This is a genomic window from Rhizobium sp. CFBP 13644 (assembly GCF_014842165.1).
GTDB classification, from domain to species: Bacteria; Pseudomonadota; Alphaproteobacteria; order Rhizobiales; family Rhizobiaceae; genus Agrobacterium; species Agrobacterium tumefaciens_C.
In genome coordinates this window covers 511472-527954 of sequence record NZ_JACYVF010000002.1, presented here as the reverse complement: position 1 = coordinate 527954, position 16483 = coordinate 511472, and the positions used below count along the sequence as shown (strand labels likewise).

General features: G+C 55.5%; 18 protein-coding genes. 10 read left to right on the top strand and 8 right to left on the bottom strand.

Annotated elements, in window-relative coordinates; translation table 11 throughout:
• Nucleotides 1-159 precede the first annotated feature (159 nt).
• Both greA and IFT53_RS07645 read left to right on the top strand, forming a co-directional pair.
• Nucleotides 160-636 carry a transcription elongation factor GreA gene (gene greA / locus IFT53_RS07650; RefSeq protein ID WP_042617272.1) on the top strand — a complete coding sequence of 159 codons (477 nt, stop codon included), beginning with the start codon at nt 160-162 and terminating at the stop codon, nt 634-636.
• Between the two features lie 24 nt (nt 637-660).
• Nucleotides 661-1722, top strand: a complete 1062-nt coding sequence (locus tag IFT53_RS07645) for a glycosyltransferase family 4 protein (RefSeq protein ID WP_192064168.1) — start codon at nt 661-663, stop codon at nt 1720-1722.
• On the opposite strand, the gene IFT53_RS07640 is transcribed toward IFT53_RS07645, so the two are convergent.
• From IFT53_RS07640 to IFT53_RS07615, 6 genes are all read right to left on the bottom strand, one after another.
• Nucleotides 1706-2728, bottom strand: coding sequence for a glycosyltransferase (locus IFT53_RS07640; RefSeq protein WP_192064169.1), 1023 nt, complete (start codon nt 2726-2728; stop codon nt 1706-1708). The two genes, IFT53_RS07645 and IFT53_RS07640, sit on opposite strands and share 17 nt — an antisense overlap.
• Nucleotides 2725-3753 (bottom strand): glycosyltransferase, encoded by a 1029-nt coding sequence (locus IFT53_RS07635; RefSeq protein WP_192064170.1) that lies wholly within the window; start codon nt 3751-3753, stop codon nt 2725-2727. The genes IFT53_RS07640 and IFT53_RS07635 overlap by 4 nt, the downstream gene beginning before the upstream one ends.
• A complete protein-coding gene (locus tag IFT53_RS07630) occupies nt 3753-4571 on the bottom strand; it encodes a glycosyltransferase family 2 protein (RefSeq protein ID WP_192064171.1) in 819 nt (272 codons plus the stop codon). Before IFT53_RS07630 ends, IFT53_RS07635 begins: the two co-directional genes overlap by 1 nt.
• Nucleotides 4572-4895: 324 nt before the next feature.
• Nucleotides 4896-5468 (bottom strand): hypothetical protein, encoded by a 573-nt coding sequence (locus IFT53_RS07625; protein WP_192064172.1) that lies wholly within the window; start codon nt 5466-5468, stop codon nt 4896-4898.
• Nucleotides 5453-6178 (bottom strand): glycosyltransferase family 2 protein, encoded by a 726-nt coding sequence (locus tag IFT53_RS07620; RefSeq protein ID WP_192064173.1) that lies wholly within the window; start codon nt 6176-6178, stop codon nt 5453-5455. Before IFT53_RS07620 ends, IFT53_RS07625 begins: the two co-directional genes overlap by 16 nt.
• A gap of 51 nt (nt 6179-6229) precedes the next feature.
• Nucleotides 6230-6697: an Lrp/AsnC family transcriptional regulator gene (locus IFT53_RS07615; protein ID WP_192064174.1), complete on the bottom strand. Its 468-nt coding sequence runs from the start codon at nt 6695-6697 to the stop codon at nt 6230-6232.
• Between the two features lie 242 nt (nt 6698-6939).
• On the opposite strand from IFT53_RS07615, the gene trxB reads away from it, so the two are divergent.
• The 4 genes from trxB (at nt 6940) to IFT53_RS07595 (ending at nt 10869) form a co-directional block, all read left to right on the top strand.
• Nucleotides 6940-7914: a thioredoxin-disulfide reductase gene (trxB, locus tag IFT53_RS07610; protein ID WP_192064175.1), complete on the top strand. Its 975-nt coding sequence runs from the start codon at nt 6940-6942 to the stop codon at nt 7912-7914.
• A 23-nt stretch (nt 7915-7937) separates the two neighbouring features.
• A complete protein-coding gene (locus IFT53_RS07605) occupies nt 7938-8834 on the top strand; it encodes a LysR family transcriptional regulator VtlR (protein ID WP_042617283.1) in 897 nt (298 codons plus the stop codon).
• Nucleotides 8835-9417: 583 nt separating this feature from the next.
• Nucleotides 9418-9708, top strand: coding sequence for an ArsR/SmtB family transcription factor (locus IFT53_RS07600; protein WP_192064176.1), 291 nt, complete (start codon nt 9418-9420; stop codon nt 9706-9708).
• Nucleotides 9709-9756: 48 nt separating this feature from the next.
• Complete coding sequence (locus IFT53_RS07595) at nt 9757-10869, top strand: alkene reductase (protein ID WP_192064177.1); 1113 nt, start codon at nt 9757-9759, stop codon at nt 10867-10869.
• A gap of 99 nt (nt 10870-10968) precedes the next feature.
• Here IFT53_RS07595 and IFT53_RS07590 read toward each other — a convergent pair whose 3' ends face one another.
• Nucleotides 10969-11220, bottom strand: a complete 252-nt coding sequence (locus tag IFT53_RS07590; RefSeq protein ID WP_192064178.1) for a DUF2188 domain-containing protein — start codon at nt 11218-11220, stop codon at nt 10969-10971.
• A 187-nt stretch (nt 11221-11407) separates the two neighbouring features.
• Between IFT53_RS07590 and IFT53_RS07585 the strand changes: the two genes are divergently transcribed.
• A complete protein-coding gene (locus IFT53_RS07585; RefSeq protein ID WP_192064179.1) occupies nt 11408-12523 on the top strand; it encodes a calcium:proton antiporter in 1116 nt (371 codons plus the stop codon).
• A gap of 49 nt (nt 12524-12572) precedes the next feature.
• Here the strand turns inward: IFT53_RS07585 and IFT53_RS07580 are convergent, their stop codons facing one another.
• The gene (locus IFT53_RS07580; RefSeq protein ID WP_042617288.1) at nt 12573-13775 is read right to left on the bottom strand and encodes a pyridoxal phosphate-dependent aminotransferase; all 1203 of its coding nucleotides are present in this window, start codon (nt 13773-13775) and stop codon (nt 12573-12575) included.
• A 205-nt stretch (nt 13776-13980) separates the two neighbouring features.
• Between IFT53_RS07580 and IFT53_RS07575 the strand changes: the two genes are divergently transcribed.
• The 3 genes from IFT53_RS07575 to IFT53_RS07565 all read left to right on the top strand — a co-directional run bounded on the left by IFT53_RS07575 (nt 13981) and on the right by IFT53_RS07565 (nt 16426).
• Complete coding sequence (locus tag IFT53_RS07575) at nt 13981-14898, top strand: EAL domain-containing protein (protein ID WP_042617289.1); 918 nt, start codon at nt 13981-13983, stop codon at nt 14896-14898.
• Nucleotides 14899-15132: 234 nt separating this feature from the next.
• The gene (locus tag IFT53_RS07570) at nt 15133-15405 is read left to right on the top strand and encodes a hypothetical protein (protein ID WP_155398778.1); all 273 of its coding nucleotides are present in this window, start codon (nt 15133-15135) and stop codon (nt 15403-15405) included.
• Between the two features lie 124 nt (nt 15406-15529).
• The gene (locus IFT53_RS07565; protein WP_042617291.1) at nt 15530-16426 is read left to right on the top strand and encodes a DMT family transporter; all 897 of its coding nucleotides are present in this window, start codon (nt 15530-15532) and stop codon (nt 16424-16426) included.
• Nucleotides 16427-16483 lie beyond the last annotated feature (57 nt).

The following is a 16483-nucleotide window of genomic DNA, read 5'->3' as shown; positions in this document are numbered from 1 at the left end:
CTGCTAGAAATGGATGGCTTCAAATTATCTGGCAAATCACTCCGGTCTTCTGATATAGTGTCGGAAATTGTGATTTTGACATGGTTCCGTAGTTTTGCTCCGGAACCTGTTTCTTTTTGTGTCTGCGGGTACCGCAGATCGAATGCGAAGGAAGAAAAAATGGTAGAAAAAGTGCCAATGACGCAGGGTGGATTCATCAAGTTGCAGGAAGAACTGCGCTTCCGCCAGCAGGAGGAGCGTCCGCGCATCATCGAAGCCATTGCCGAAGCACGCGCCCATGGCGACCTCTCGGAGAACGCCGAGTACCACGCTGCCAAGGAAGCGCAGAGCCACAATGAAGGCCGCGTTGCCGAGCTTGAAGACCTGACGGCCCGCGCCGAGGTTATCGACCTTTCGAAAATGTCTGGCACCACCATCAAGTTTGGCGCGACGATCAAGCTCATCGACGAAGAGTCCAACGAGCAGAAGACCTACCAGATCGTGGGCGATCAGGAAGCTGACGTGAAGCAGGGCCGCATTTCCATCTCGTCGCCAATCGCCCGCGCGCTGATCGGCAAGGAAGTTGGCGACAGCATCGAGGTGAATGCACCCGGCGGTTCGCGCGGCTATGAGATCCTCTCCGTAAACTGGGGTTGATCCCCCCTGCCCGAGTTATCAATCTTGCCCTATGTTGACTTGGCCGATGTCCAGGTGCTTGCGCCGAATTTCAAGCGCAGGCTCTCTGGCGTAACCTCTACGATCATTCAGCTTCTGCCTGTCCAGAACAGGCAGGGGCAGAAGGTGGCGGCCATCGGCCCGGGCTTGCCTAGCAGCCTGCCGCATGTTCGCTTTCGTGACCTATGGAAGCTTTGGCAAATGGGACCTGAACAAAAGCCCCGCGTCTGGCATGCGCGGCGCAATATTGAAATGCTTCCCGCCATCATCCTGCGGGATGTGCTGCGCATGAAGCTGAAAGTGGTCTTCACATCCGCGTCCCAGCGCAAGCATAGTGGCTGGACGAAGTTTCTGATTTCGCGCATGGATACCATCATCGCGACCAGCAACAAGACGGCGTCCTATATGGACCTGCCAAGCACCGTCATCATGCACGGCATCGATACTGACCGCTTCTGCCCACCGGCAGACAAGGCGCAGGCGAAACGCGCTCTGGGTCTTGATCCCAACCAGAAACATGTTGGCTGCTTTGGTAGGGTGCGCAAGCAGAAGGGCACGGACCTTTTCGTGGATGCGATGATTGCCACATTGCCACAACAGCCGGGCTGGTCTGCCATCATTGCTGGCCGCGCCACCGGGCCGCATGTGGAATTCGAAAATCGCCTAAAGGAAAAGGTGCGTGCTGCAGGCCTTGCAGACCGCATTCTGTTTGTGGGCGAGCACACCAACATCAATGAATGGTATCGCACCCTAGACCTGTTCATAGCTCCCCAACGCTGGGAAGGCTTTGGCCTGACGCCCCTGGAAGCAATGGCAACGGCAGCGCCGGTTATCGCGACCGATGTCGGCGCGTTCCCTGAGTTGATTGTGGAACATGCGACCGGAACCACCATTCCACGTGACGATCTGCATGCCATGAGCCAAGCCGCATCAAGCTGGATGAGCGACGACAAAAAGCGCGCCGAGGCATCGCTGGCTGCGCGCCAGCACGTGGCGCAGAATTTTACCATCGACGGCGAAGCGGCAAAACTCGGAAGCGTCTACGAAGCTCTTATGGCTTGCGCTTGAAGAGTTCGATATAGGCGGAGGAAACGGCTTCTTCTGAAAACTGCCGCATCAGGGTCTCATGTCCGCCAGCCGCTACGCGCTGGGACAGCGCCTTGTCATTCAAAAGGCTGCTGATGGCAGCCGCGAAACCGGCGTCATCACCAATATCCGTCAGCAACCCATTCTCTCCATCGCGCATGAACCACATGGGTCCTTCCGATCTGGACGAGACCACAGGTTTTTTCTGCGCCCATGCTTCGAGAATGACATTGCCCAGCGGCTCATGGCTTGAGGGCATGACGAAGATGTCCGCAGCCGAAACGTAAGGACGTGTATCGTCCTGCCATCCCAGGAAGCGCACCCGCTCACGCATGCCGCGTGCATCCACTTGCGCCTCAAGGCTTTCCCGCTCCTCACCATCGCCCACCAGCCAGAGATAGACCCCAGGCAAAGCCGCGACGGCATCGATTAGGGTGTGAAAACCCTTTCGCTTGACGAAACGGCCCATCGACATAACCACCGGGGCATTTTCCGGTGTATCAAGCAGAGCTTTGGCAATGGGCGCTATTTCCTGCGTATCCGTAAAATTGGAAATCACCTCAACGCCACGGGTCCATCCCAGGCTGCGAACGCGTTCGCCGATACCGGGCGTGTTGCAGACGATGATGTCGGTATTCTTGAAATAATCCAGCTTGGTTGGATAATCCCCCAGCCGAGAAAGCTTGATGCAGCCCTTATAGGCTGGCATCAATTCGCTGGCACGCGGTGCCCATGCCATGATCGCATCCGGCTTGTGAGACTCTGCCATCGCGTGGACCTTGATGGGAAGCAGAAACCGATCCAGCGAGACATTACGGAAATTGCTCTCTGTAATATCTGCTACCGTTTCGATATCCCTCCGCCAAACGCGATTTTTCCGTATCACGCAACTCTGCTCTACCCCACGCCTGGCAAAAGCGTTGACAAGATGGACAAAAAATCGCTCTGCGCCGCCATCCTTCCCGAAGTGAAAATGGTGGACTCTCATTTGATCGACGCCTTCTCGAACAGCTTCAGATAGGCGTCCGTAATGGCCTGCTTGGAGAACCTCTCGCGGGTTGTTGCGTGCCCACCTTCAACCAGTTTTTCGCGCAATGCCGGATCGTTTCGAAGCCGGTTGATGGCATCGGCCAGACCTTTTTCGTCTCCACAATCCACCATCAAGGCATCGACCTCATTGGTCATGGCGAAGGACGGGCCTTCTGCGCGAAACGCAACAGTCGGCTTTCCGGCTCCCCAGCCTTCAAAGCAAACATTGCCCAGCGGCTCATGCAGAGAGGTGATGGCAAAAACATCTGCCGCAGCAAGGTAAGCGTATGCATCGGTTTTCCAGCCCGGAAGCTTGACCCTATCCCGCAAACCAAGCTCTTCCACCAGTTTGGATAGCTCTTCTCGCTCTGGACCATCGCCCAGCAACCAGAGACAGGCGCCCTCCATATCTTTGATGACGCGGATGAGATGCGCAAACCCCTTACGCTTTACGAACCGTCCCATGGCGACAACGACGAAGGCATCCTCAGGTGTGTCCAGCGCACGCCGAGAGATCGGCGGAATGGGGGTCGCGTTGCTGAAATTCGGAATAACATCGATGCGTCGCTCCCAACCCAGGCTCTTTACCCGTTCCGCCATATCAGGCGTTATACAGACAAGCACTTCCGAGTTTCGGTAATAACCCAAATGCTCCGGGTAATCTCCCAGCCGGGAAACTCGAAGCGCTGTTTTGGTATTCGGCATGAAACGGCTCGCACGCAATTGCCATGTCATGATCACATCTGGTTTGAAATCTTTGACGATCCTTCTCAGGCGCCATGACAACAGAAACCGGGACAGCGAAATTCGGCGAAATACACCTTCATATACAACCGCTGCGTTTTCGATAGCGGCCCGCCAACTGCGCCCCGGACGGATCAACACGCGCTGTTCAACGCCCTGCTCGCCCAATGCGTTTACGAGGTTTACAAAGAAACGTTCTGCACCGCCCTCTTTTCCAAAATGAATGTGCAGCACTTTCATCACGTGTTCCTTTCGCGCACGATCGTATCGACGTTGGGCCGACGGTTCAGCGCATGACGCTGATAAATCTTGGCCTGGGTCAGAAACGCATAGACCCCGCCTGTCGCCGCCTCGATAAAGCCTGGTAAGCCGCAGCGCCAGAGGCCATTTTTGAAATAGAGGCGCAGAAAATAGAGAAGCGGCGAGACCAGCAAACTCGAAAGACGAGCCTTGCGACCCTCTGCAAATTGCTGGTCAGCCTTTAGCGTCGAATATTTGTTTTCTTTCAATATCTGCTCATCGATAATCAGCGGCCGGTAATGCAGCAAACTGCCCTTCTCCGAAGCATTCACTGCTCCTGACGGCACGATACCCTCATGGACCTTCTGCAAAAGATCATAGGCACCCTTGCCATTACGAATAAGCCGCAGGTTCTTGCGTTCACGCACGTTTTCCGGCGTGTAGCCATAGCCGATGAGATACGGACGACGTGCGACTTTCCAGCCGACAATGGTATCGGGCGCTTCAAGGAGCTGCGGTAGGGCCTGTTGCAACGCCGCATCCAGCCGCTCGTCGGCATCAATATTCAGGCACCAGGCCTGCGTGCATTGCTCCAGCGCAAACTGCTTCTGGCCAGCATAGCCACGCCATGGCTCAAACATGAACCTGATAGGCCAGCCCTGGTCGATATAGCTTTGCACCAGAGCCTGAGTACCGTCCGTCGACCCGGAATCGACGATCACAATTTCGGCGCAGCCTTCTAGGCTTTCTATGCACTTGCCGAGATATGCCTCTTCATTAAGGCAAATGATGAAAGCGGAGACACCCTGTTTTTGCATTCGTTCTCCTACATCTGTAAGTGCGGCGACCTGTGGCCGACGGCCTACCGAACAGTCTTTAAAACCGAGCTGCCCAAATTTGCAATGGCCTTGAAGACAAGATGCGGGAATGTAGGCCATGATAGTGACTTGCCCGGCAAATCACTGTTTTACTTTGCATCTTTTTTGGTGTCTCTAGCCTTAAATTACTCGAAAAATCTCATTGCTATATATATTTTGAGTGCGACATTCAGAATCAGGAATCGTCAGAAAATATAATATATCTCTAAGTCGCTTACAGATGCTGAGATATAGAAATTTCTCCGTATTCGACAACTTTGGATCTCAGTTGATGCTATCCGATTCAGTCCAAACTGTGATGGAAGTGATCACATATATGTACAAACAGCGAACCGGCGAATTATCCTCTAGGGCCCTTAAGAATGGATTCTGACTGCTGATCCTCTCTAAATAAGAGGCAGCAGTATCGACTGCGCGTGAAAATGCCTTGCCGTTGGAAGCTATGGCAATAAGGCCGCGAGCGAGATCCTGGTCTGCGGCGACGGCATTTCCATGACCTAGGAAATCGGCCATCGACATGCCGTTCCTGTAGACTATTGGTTTACGCGCCGCGACTGCATTTTGAACGATACCCGACCCCTTAACGCTGTAGGCCGATTTTTCGTAAGGAGGGAGTAATGCGCCCACGGACAAAAACAGATTAGTAAAATCGCTTTGTGACATTATTGTCTTTTGTTTGCGTATAGTGACATTACTCAGCTCCTCTTCGGCGGAAGTAAAATCCACCCTGCGCAAAAATCCCGTGGTACTTTCGCAGGTAAGAAGAAAGTTCTTCTGGCTCTTCACATCCAAACAGTCATCAAAATTGTTCGGGCGTGATGCTACTCCTTCACCCAAGAACTTGCCGAATTCACAATCTTCTTTTGTATGCCGCGCTGGTCACGCCAGTCTCGCCCAGTGTCTTCCACCACAGGCACACCCTTGGGAGAGAATATGTAGTTGTTAAAGCCGCTTATGTAGGTTTCCATGTCTTTGTTCACATTGGAATAAAACTGCTTTTCTGGATCAAAAGCCACGTCCATCAGCTTTGCGCAGTTACGCGCTACCTTGCCGTCAATGATCGAGGGTGACGTTGTGAATTTTGGAAATGTGCCGGTCGGCAGCTTTAGGCCGAGGAATTTCAGATAATGTTTGCCCCGGTGCAAATGGCCTTTTCGACCTATATCCCAATTCTGGTTGGCGCTGTGAAACGAGACTTGTTTGACGTCGCCTGAAAAGCAGTCCTCGACCCTCTGATCAAGGGTGTCGAGCGCAATCCAGTCATCCTCAAGGTGGAATACATAGTCCGCGGTTGTGCCCTGCCACAACCTTTTCACCGCAGCCGTGAAACCCGCCACTTCCGGTGTCTGGATGACCGGGGCGTTGAAGTGGGTCTGCAAAAGCGAAATACATTTCGCCTCATCGTCCGCATCGCCAAAAATGGGATCGATGTTGGCATAGACGTTGACGACATTATGAAAGCGGAAAGCATTCTGCGAAAAGCTTTCCAGCGTTCTTTCAAGGAGGTCGGGGCGGCGGCCTGCTACGATTGAAATGTCGATATTCATATGCTCAGCTTTCAACAACAGTCGAAGACAAATACTTTAAAAGATTTCGCATCACACCCCAACCAGCCCAACCCGTTTGACCTGGCGTATCGTCAGCATGGTGCGCACGGTATCCACATGCTCGTCCGCAGTCAGCACTTCGATCACGAAGTCCTGGAACCGTGTGAGGTTTTCGGCGACGCAGTGGAGGAGGAAGTCGCTTTCACCTGAGACCATCCATGCCTGGCGCACCAGCGGCCACCGTTCTGTGGCGGCGGCGAAGGCTTTGAGGTTGGTTTCGGACTGGCGCTTAAGCCCAACCATGCAGAAGGCCACGAGGTCAAAGCCAAGCTTAGGCGCATTCAGCATGGCGTGATAGCCTTCGATGATACCGGCCTCTTCCAGCTTGCGCACCCGGCGCAGGCATGGCGGCGCGGAAATACCAACGCGGTCTGCCAGTTCCACATTCGTCATGCGCCCATCGCGCTGCAGTTCGCGCAGTATTTTCAGATCGATGGCATCGAGTTCGACGCTGGCCACGCGGGTCTTCCTTGTTCGGCTTTATGCTTCCTTCTACTCTTCACGGCGGGATTCGCAATAATAGTTCAATGGCACGACACAAAATTACGTGTAGAGTTCCGTATGGGCTGTTGGAAACGCAAGGCTGCCCTTGAATATCGGCGCAGGACGCCCTTAAATACCAGACAACGAAAAGGTGTATCGCGATAGAGCCAGGAACATGGCTGTCCCCATCTGCCACCTTGTTTTGAAAGGAATGTTCCATGTCTGCCCGTCACGCAAAAGTCCTGATCATCGGCTCCGGTCCCGCAGGCTACACAGCCGCAATCTATGCCGCCCGTGCAATGCTCGAGCCTGTTCTCATCGCCGGCATGGAACAGGGTGGCCAATTGATGATCACCACTGATGTTGAGAATTACCCCGGCTATGCCGATCCTATTCAGGGTCCGTTTCTGATGGACCAGATGCTGAAACAGGCAATCCATGTGGGCACAGAGATCGTGAACGACCTCGTGACCGAGGTTGAAACCACCCACCGCCCCTTCACGGTCAAAACCGATTCCGGCGCTGTGTGGACAGCCGATACGCTGATCATCTGCACCGGCGCCAAGGCCAAGTGGCTTGGCATTGAGAGCGAGCAGCATTTCCAGGGCTTTGGCGTTTCCGCCTGCGCCACCTGCGATGGCTTTTTCTATCGCAACCGCGATGTAATCGTCGTTGGCGGCGGCAACTCCGCCGTAGAAGAAGCACTCTATCTTTCAAACATCGCCAAGTCAGTCACCGTCGTTCACCGCCGCGATAGCTTCCGCTCCGAGAAGATTTTGCAAGAGCGTCTGTTCGCAAAGGAGAATGTGAACATTCTGTGGAACAGCGAGATTGCCGAGATTGTCGGCACGCCCGCCAAGCCCCCCATGCCGCCATCGGTTACCGGCGCTAGAATTCGCAACACGCAGACCGGCGATATCACCGAGATGCCGGTCCACGGCGTATTCGTGGCCATTGGCCATGCGCCAGCTGTGGAGCTGTTCGAAGGCAAGCTGAAGCTGAAGCCAAACGGCTACATGTGGACAGCACCCGATTCGACCGCGACCGATGTGGACGGAATATTCGCCGCCGGCGACGTGACGGATGATACCTATCGCCAAGCCATCACTGCCGCAGGCATGGGTTGCATGGCTGCACTTGAAGCCGAAAGATATCTCGCAGCGCAAGCGCCGCTTGCCGTTGCCGCAGAATAAGAAGGGCGACACACCGCATGCCTATGCCGTTAGACTGGGACAAACTGCGCATATTTCATGCGGCTGCCGAAGCTGGATCTTTCACCCATGCAGCAGACAAACTGCACCTTTCGCAATCTGCCATCAGCCGTCAGGTCAGCGCGCTTGAGCAGGATGTCGGCGTCAAGCTGTTCCACCGCCACGCGCGCGGCCTTATCCTGACCGAACAGGGCGAGTTGCTCTACCGCACGGCGCACGACGTTCTGCTGAAGCTTGAAACGGTCAAGATGCAGCTGACCGAAACGACGGAGAAGCCGAGCGGCAAATTGCGCGTTACCACCACCGTTGGCCTTGGCCAGGGATGGTTGACGGACAAGGTGCAGGAGTTCCTGCAGCTTTACCCGGAAATGTCGATCCAGCTCATTCTCGACAATGAGGAGCTGGATGTGAACATGCGCCACGCAGACTGCGCCATTCGCCTGCGCCAGCCGCAGCAGTCCGATCTGATCCAGCGCAAGCTGTTTACCGTGCACATGCACGTCTATGCAGCCCCGTCCTACATCAACCGCTATGGCGAGCCTCAGTCCATCGAGGATCTGGATAACCACAAGGTCATCTCGTTTGGAGAGCCAGCGCCGAACTATCTTCTGGACGTGAACTGGCTGGAAAATGCCGGGCGCTCATCGGACAATACCCGTCTTGCGCATTTGCAGATCAACAGCCAGACATCCATCAAGCGCGCCTGCCTGCTGGGCATCGGCATCGCCTGCCTGCCGGACTATATTGTTGGCCGCGACCCCGGCCTTATCCAACTTTCCTTGCCCGCAGATATTCCGTCATTCGATACCTATTTCTGCTACCCGGATGAATTGAAGAATGCGGCCAAGCTGAAAGTCTTCCGGGATTTCGTTGTTGCCAAGGCGCGCAACTGGAATTTCTGATTCCAAAAATTCGTATTTATCGTTTCGAAACAGAGAATTAGCAGGCAATATCGCCTTGCTGGCCTATGTCATTGTGTAAAGCAATGCGAAATAAATATGACAAGATTTCCGAGCGATGCGTGGGGCGCAGGGCTGGCCTGCACAAAAAACAGTTGATCGATGCCCAAATAAGCATCATATCGCACACAGCTGATGCACACGGCGGCTTTTCCTCCCAGTTCCGCCGCGTCAGCTGTTCCCCTCTGGAGGTTTTTTAACCTTCACACTTATAAGGGCCCTGGAGTAATCCGGTGGCCCTCTTTTTTTACCCGCAATAATTTTCTGATGAACAGCCGTTTGTTGAACAAATGGCCCTTGTTCTTGAACGCTTGCAATTCCATATTCTCTAAAGCTGTAGCGGGCTCCTGTTGGCCCCATCAGCTGTTCCCCTCTGGAGGTCTCGACCTTCAAACTGTCAGGCCGCGGAGAGATCCAGCGGCCTTTTTTTTGGCCTGGGAAGCCCGGGGAAACAAATTTGCGCCCTCCCCTTGATATCGATCATCCCCGATATAAATATCGTAATGGACAGATATACGAGAAAGATATGAACCACGAAGACGCCTTGAAGGCCATTGCTCATCCGGTTCGGTTGAAGTTTCTGGAATGGCTGAAGCAGCCGGAACAGCACTTCAATCAGGCACATCCCTTTACCATGGGCGTGTGTGCGCACCAGTTCGAGATATCGGGCCTATCGCAATCGACAGTCTCGTCCCACCTCGCTGCCTTGCAGGCAGCCGGGCTGGTCAGATCGCGAAAGGTTGGGCAGTGGAATTTTTATGAGCGTGACGAGGAGAATATCTCCCAGTTTCTCAGCTATCTGAACCAGAAGCTTTAAGCGCGCCTATTTCGGCGCTCTCGACCTCCAAGAAGAGAAAGCAATTTCATGACAAAACTGTTCGAACCGGCCCAGGCTGGCGATATTTCCCTGGCAAACCGCGTCGTCATGGCCCCTTTGACGCGCAACCGCTCCCCGGGCGCCATTCCCAACAACCTGAACGCCACCTATTACGAGCAGCGCGCGACGGCGGGCCTGATCGTGACTGAAGGCACGCCCGTTTCCCAGCAGGGACAGGGCTATGCGGATGTTCCCGGCCTTTACAAGCAGGAATCCATCAACGGCTGGAAGGCCGTGACCGAGGGTGTTCACAAGGCTGGCGGCAAGATTGTCGCTCAGATCTGGCACGTTGGCCGCGTCTCGCACACATCGCTCCAGCCCCACGGCGGCCAGCCGGTTGCACCATCTGCCATCAGGGCCAATTCCAAGACCTACATCATCAATGATGACGGCACCGGCACCTTCGCCGAGACGTCCGAGCCACGCGAACTGGGCCTCAGCGAAATTCCGGTCGTTCTGGATGATTTCCGCAAGGGCGCCCGCGCCGCTATCGATGCCGGTTTTGACGGTGTAGAAATCCACGCGGCCAATGGCTACCTGATCGATCAGTTCCTGAAATCCGGCACCAACCAGCGTACCGATGAATATGGCGGCTCGATCGAAAACCGCGCACGCTTCCTGCTCGAAATCGTGGATGTGGTGGCCAAGGAAATCGGCGCAGGCCGCACAGGCGTTCGCCTCTCCCCGGTCACACCTGCCAACGACATTTTCGAAGCAGAGCCTCAGCCGCTGTTTGAATATGTTGCACGCGAACTGGGTAGCCGCGGCCTTGCCTTCATCCACGTGATCGAAGGCGCAACGGGTGGTCCGCGTGATTTCAAGCAGGGCGACAAGCCCTTCGATTATGACGCGCTGAAAGCCGCCTATACCAATGCCGGCGGCAAGGGCCTGTGGATCGCAAACAACGGTTACGACCGGGAAACAGCCATCAGCGCGACGGACAGCGGCAAGGTTGATGCGGTTGCCTTCGGCAAGGCGTTCATCTCCAACCCGGATCTGGTGCAGCGCCTGAAGGACAACGCACCGCTCAACGAGCCGAACCAGCAGACGTTCTATGGCGGCGGCGCAGAAGGCTACACCGACTACCCGGCGCTTGCCTAAACGCAGATATCAGACGCCGCGTATTCCCATGGGGATGCGCGGCGTACCGCACCATCGAGAAAACTTGGGCGATGCATGGGCGATTTGACGCCCCGTCGGTCAGCCGGGACTACGGTCCACCACTTCGGCCTCTGGCCTATCGCCACCAAGGCTGTGTTCCACGTGCCAGCGGCCGCGTTCATCCTGATAGTAGATTTCTTCGTCTTCACCGCCCACCTGCTGTTCGGCAGCGGCAATGCGGGCTGCCTGAACGGCGTCGGAGTGGGATGGAAATGCCTCGGAATAAGCGCCGCTCATCCTGTAGGCCCAGCCTCCATCATGCTCAACAATCTCGTAGACCACTTTGGTCATGCGCACTTCCTCCTGATAGATTGAAGGAGCGTGGCAACCTTTGCCGCTAACGTGCATTTGAAGAACGAGATCGCGGCACAATCGCCAGGTCCTTGAACACCACTATCCTACCAAATCACCCAATGTGCAAATGTCACATCTTGCCGCAGCATTGGTTTTGATCAGTCCATGATACGGAAGGCCGAATATGTCGATTGCCACCAGGCTGAAACAGGAGCGTATGCTGCTTGCAGCCGTGCCTTGCGCCGTTGCCGCTTATTTCGCCGAGCATATGGTGATGGAGCAAAGCAAGACACTGTCCTTTATCGTCGCTGCAGCGTTGATCGGCGTCATTATTCTGGTGTCGATGCGGGTTGCCCATCACGCCGAAATTCTAGCGACCAAGGTGGGAGACCCCTATGGCACGATGATCCTGACGCTTTCTGCCGTGGCCGTAGAGGTGCTGATCCTTGCCATCATCATGCAGGAATCCACCTCGCCCACACTTGTGCGCGATACGATCTATTCCGCAGTCATGATCGACATCAATGGCATTCTCGGCATCGCCGCCCTTCTGGGCGGCCTTCGCCACGGCGAACAGCCTTACAATGACGATTCGGCGCGCACCTATGTCGTAATGATCCTCACAGCCATGGGCATTTCGATGATCGTGCCGGAATTCATTCCGCAGGCGAAGTGGCACTATTATTCAATCTTCACCATCGGTGCGATGATTACGCTCTATGCGCTGTTCCTGAAGATGCAGGTCGGTCCACACAGCTACTTCTTCAGCTACAGCTATCCGCGCAACGAGCGCAAGAAATCCACCGCCGAGCAGCAGCAGGAAGCGGATGAGCACGATGAAAACGGCCCCGCCTCCTACTCGATTGCGATCATTCTGATCGGCGTCGTCATCATCGGCGCGTTGGCGGAATTCATGTCGGCATTCCTGAGCAACGGGCTGGAAGGCAGCGGCGCGCCGCTGGCATTGATGGCCGTTGTGGTGGCAACCATTTCGGCAGCACCGGAAATCATGACGGCCATGCGTTCTGCCCTTCGCAACCGCATGCAGTCGGTCGTCAACATCGCCATGGGCGCATCGCTATCCACCGTCATCCTCACCGTGCCGGTCATGGAGGGCATTGCGCTTTACACCGGCCAGCCCTTCATAATGGCCATGACGCCGGTGCAGACGGTGATGGTGTTTATCACCCTGTTCGCAGCCGCCATCAACCTGAATGACGGCGAGACGAACGCCATCGAGGGCATGACGCACTTCATTCTGTTCGCAGCCTTCGTGATGCTGCTGTTTTTGGGGCTATGAATCAAAAAGGCCCGGTCTGGACCGGGCCTTCAATATTAGAAAATCGCGATTAGCGGCAGTTTGCGCAGAAGCGCTGAATGCGGTTGCAGGCTTCTTCCAGCAACTTCTCAGATGTTGCATAGGAAATGCGGAAGTTAGGGCCGAGGCCGAAAGCAGAGCCGTGAACGACAGCAACGCCTTCCGTTTCCAGAAGCTCGGTCACGAAATCCTCGTCCGTCTCGATGACCTTGCCCGAAGGGGCTGTCTTGCCGATGAGGCCAGCGCAGGATGGGTAAACGTAAAACGCACCTTCAGGCATTGGGCAATTGATGCCCTTGGCCTGATTGAGCATGGAGACAACCAGATCACGACGGCCTTCGAAGATCTTCTTGTTGGCCGGAATGAAGTCCTGCGTGCCGTTGAGCGCTTCCACGGCTGCCCACTGCGCGATGGATGTCGCGCCTGACGTCTGCTGGCCCTGGATCATGTCCATGGCCTTGATGAGCTGCAACGGGCCAGCGGCGTAACCAATACGCCAGCCGGTCATTGCATAGGCCTTGGAAACGCCGTTCATCGTCAATGTGCGGTCATAGAGCGATGGCTCGACTTCGACAGGCGTGACGAATTTGAAATCGCCATAGGTCAGGTGCTCATACATGTCGTCGGTCAGAACCCAGACATGCGGGTGCTTGACGAGAACATCGGTCAGCGCCTTCAACTCATCATGGGTGTAAGCTGCACCCGATGGGTTGGATGGCGAGTTGAACAGGAACCACTTGGTCTTCGGCGTGATGGCCTTTTCCAGGGCTTCCGCCGTCAGCTTGAAATTGCCTTCCAGCGTTGTTTGAACAAACACCGGCGTGCCACCGCAGATCGACACCATTTCCGGGTAGCTGACCCAATAAGGTGTTGGAATAACAACTTCGTCGCCGGGGTTAAGCGTTGCCATGAAGGCATTGAAAAGAATCTGCTTTCCACCCGTGCCGACGATTGTCTGCTCTGGCTTGTAGTCGAGGCCGTTTTCACGCTTGAACTTTTCAGCGATGGCTTTGCGCAGCTCGGGAATACCCGAAACCGGCGTGTATTTCGTTTTGCCGGCGTTAATCGCGGCAATGGCTGCTTCCTTGATATTGTCGGGCGTATCGAAATCCGGCTCGCCTGCGCCAAGACCAATGACATCGCGACCCTGCGCTTGCAATTCGCGGGCTTTCTGGGAAACGGCGATGGTAGCGGAAGGCTTTACGCGGGAAAGAATGTCGGCAAGGAAGGCCATTTTTATCGGTCCTGTTGAAATTGACATCGGCAGAGGTCTGCGACGGTCGCCCTCTGCGCGACTTGGTATGTAGAAAGACAAGGTCTCTTTCAAGACCAAATGCCATCAAAACGTTACCCAACGGCATTTTATAAGCTGCTTAACCAGCACGAAACGCTTTTGCGTTACTGTGTACAGGTTGAAATGATCTTCCGGGTACACCGACATGACACCGAAAAGCATTTTCTCCAATCTTGTGCGCGAAGCTGATGGCTCCTGGTCCACGACCTATGCGCCATTTACGCTAAAATCCGCGCTTCAGCCGATCTTCCGGCGCCTGCCCGATGGGCGTCTCGACATCGATTCCTTCGAGGGTCTTGTTCGCCCCTATCAGGGGCTTGAGCTGGTGCCACCGGCCCAATTGTTTGCCCAGGTGCGCCCCGGCGATATCGAGGCCATAGACAGCATTCTGCGCACCATCCACATATTGAACACCGGCGCCCTGGAACGCACACGCGCCCGCATCTTCGTCAACTTTCATCCCGGCCTGTTTCGCACCCCGGCCAAGATGCGGCAGGAAGTGGAGCGTATGCGCCTCTCGGCCCATCAAGCGGGCATGTCTGCGGATCGCATCGTGTGCGAAATCGCCGAGAATGGCGCTTCCGAGGCGAGCCTTCTTGCAGATTTTGCCGGGCACATGCGCGCCATGGGTTTTCGCGTTGCCCTTCCCGGCTTCGTGGCCGGTGATACCGATATTGAACGCGTGAAGCTGATCAAGCCCGATTACGTGAAATTCGAGGCAGCGTGGGCGCGCGAGTTTATGCGCAATTCGGCAGGGGCCGCTTTGCTGCGCGTCATCGTCAAACAGTTCGAGAGCGAAGGTATCGAGCCGATTTTCGAAGCACTCGAGGAAGAACGTGAAATCGCCATCTGCAGGGACCTCGGTGTCTCGCTGATGCAGGGCTATGCGCTGGCCCGCCCCGAGCTGGCGCCGACGACCTTCGACGACCGGTTCCCGGAGCTTGCCTCCGGAGCGCGATCACCGGCTTATGCCGCTCCGCGCCAGGAGGCTTCACGCCCGAAAGCACCGGTTGAGCCGCGTGGTCCAAAACCGGTTCGCACCTTCGGAAAACGCGGAATTTGAACGCTGTTTAAACCCCGTTAACCACTGCCTTGATATGGCCACAATAAATACGCCGGACGGTCCGATTTCGGTCGCCATGGCGTCCACTTCCAAGCCAATTTTAAAGCCTCGTCGCGCAATCTGATTGCAGCGACGCATGACTTCCATTTCTTAAAAAAAATCGACACGCAACGACGTGCAACAGGGACCGCAACGATGTTTCTCAATGATCGGAAGTCTGCAGACCGGCTGAGAATGCAACGGATACTTTTCACGCTATGGATGGCGCTGGCCGCCCTTATCGTGATGATCACCATGGCAGCCGGGCTGGCCACATCATCCCATGCCGCTGAAATGGTAGATCCCATCCACACATCCGCCATTGCCGCCGCGCCCATCTCCCAAGCATCCGACCGCATATTCGTGATCGTTCTTCTGGTCACAGGTTTTGCGACCCTGGCCGTTGGTGGCATCATGCTGACAGTGAACAGCATTCGCGAGACATTCCAGCGCCAGCGCCGCGACTGATCGGCCCGCTTCGAACCATCTGCAAAGGCCCCTCCCTGTTCTTGCCGTGGCAATTCTTAGCTGATAGATCAGCGCCACGTTGAAAAGGGTTATGCAGTGGCACGGCCCCTGCTTTTGGTGACCCATGACCCGCATTCAAGCCAATCTCGTTCTCTTGCTCGCCGCTGCGATCTGGGGTGGCGGCTTCGTTGCGCAATCCACCGCCATGGATACGATTGGCCCGCTCTGGTTTGTGGGTCTGCGCTTTGCCATTGCCGCATTTGCCGTGCTGCCCTTCGCCATGATGGAAACACGCCGCTTGAAGTCACCGCCGAGCCGGGGCGAGTTCAAGGCTTTCATTCTCGTCGGTCTTGCCCTCCTCATGGGAGCAACCACCCAGCAGGTCGGGCTGTTGACGACATCCGTCACCAATTCCAGTTTCCTCACCGCCCTCTATGTCATCTTCGTGCCGGTCATCGCCGTCGTCATTTACCGACGCTACCCGCATTGGGTCGTCTGGCCCGGCGCGTTGATGATGCTGTGCGGTATTTTTCTCCTGTCGGGAGGAAGCATGAGCAGCCTGACCACCGGCGACATGCTGAGCATCGTCTGCGCCTTCTTCTGGGCAATCCAGATCACGCTGGCGGGGCGGTTCGTCATGCAAAGCAACCGGCCCCTTGCACTCTCCTGCACACAGTTTGCCGTCTGTGCAGTGCTGAGCATGCTCGCGGGCGCTTTCGTGGAGCCTATCAACTACACGGCTATCGCATCCTCGATCTATGAGATCCTTTATGTCGGTCTCGTCTCCTCGGGCCTGGCTTTCGTGCTGCAAGTCATCGGTCAACGCTATACGACAGCGCCTCAGGCAGCGATCTTTCTATCGTCCGAAGCCCTGTTTGGGGCCATGTTTGCGGCAATGTTCCTGCAGGAAAAAATTTCGCCCGCAGGCTATATTGGCTGCGCCATTATTTTCACCGCAATATTGCTGGTTGAACTGGTTCCTGAATTGTCAAAACGCAAAAACCCCACGGGCATTTCTTAAAATACACAGCTTCACGCGAACCTATACTCCGAAAAGCTTTACTCTTTTTGCGCGAAA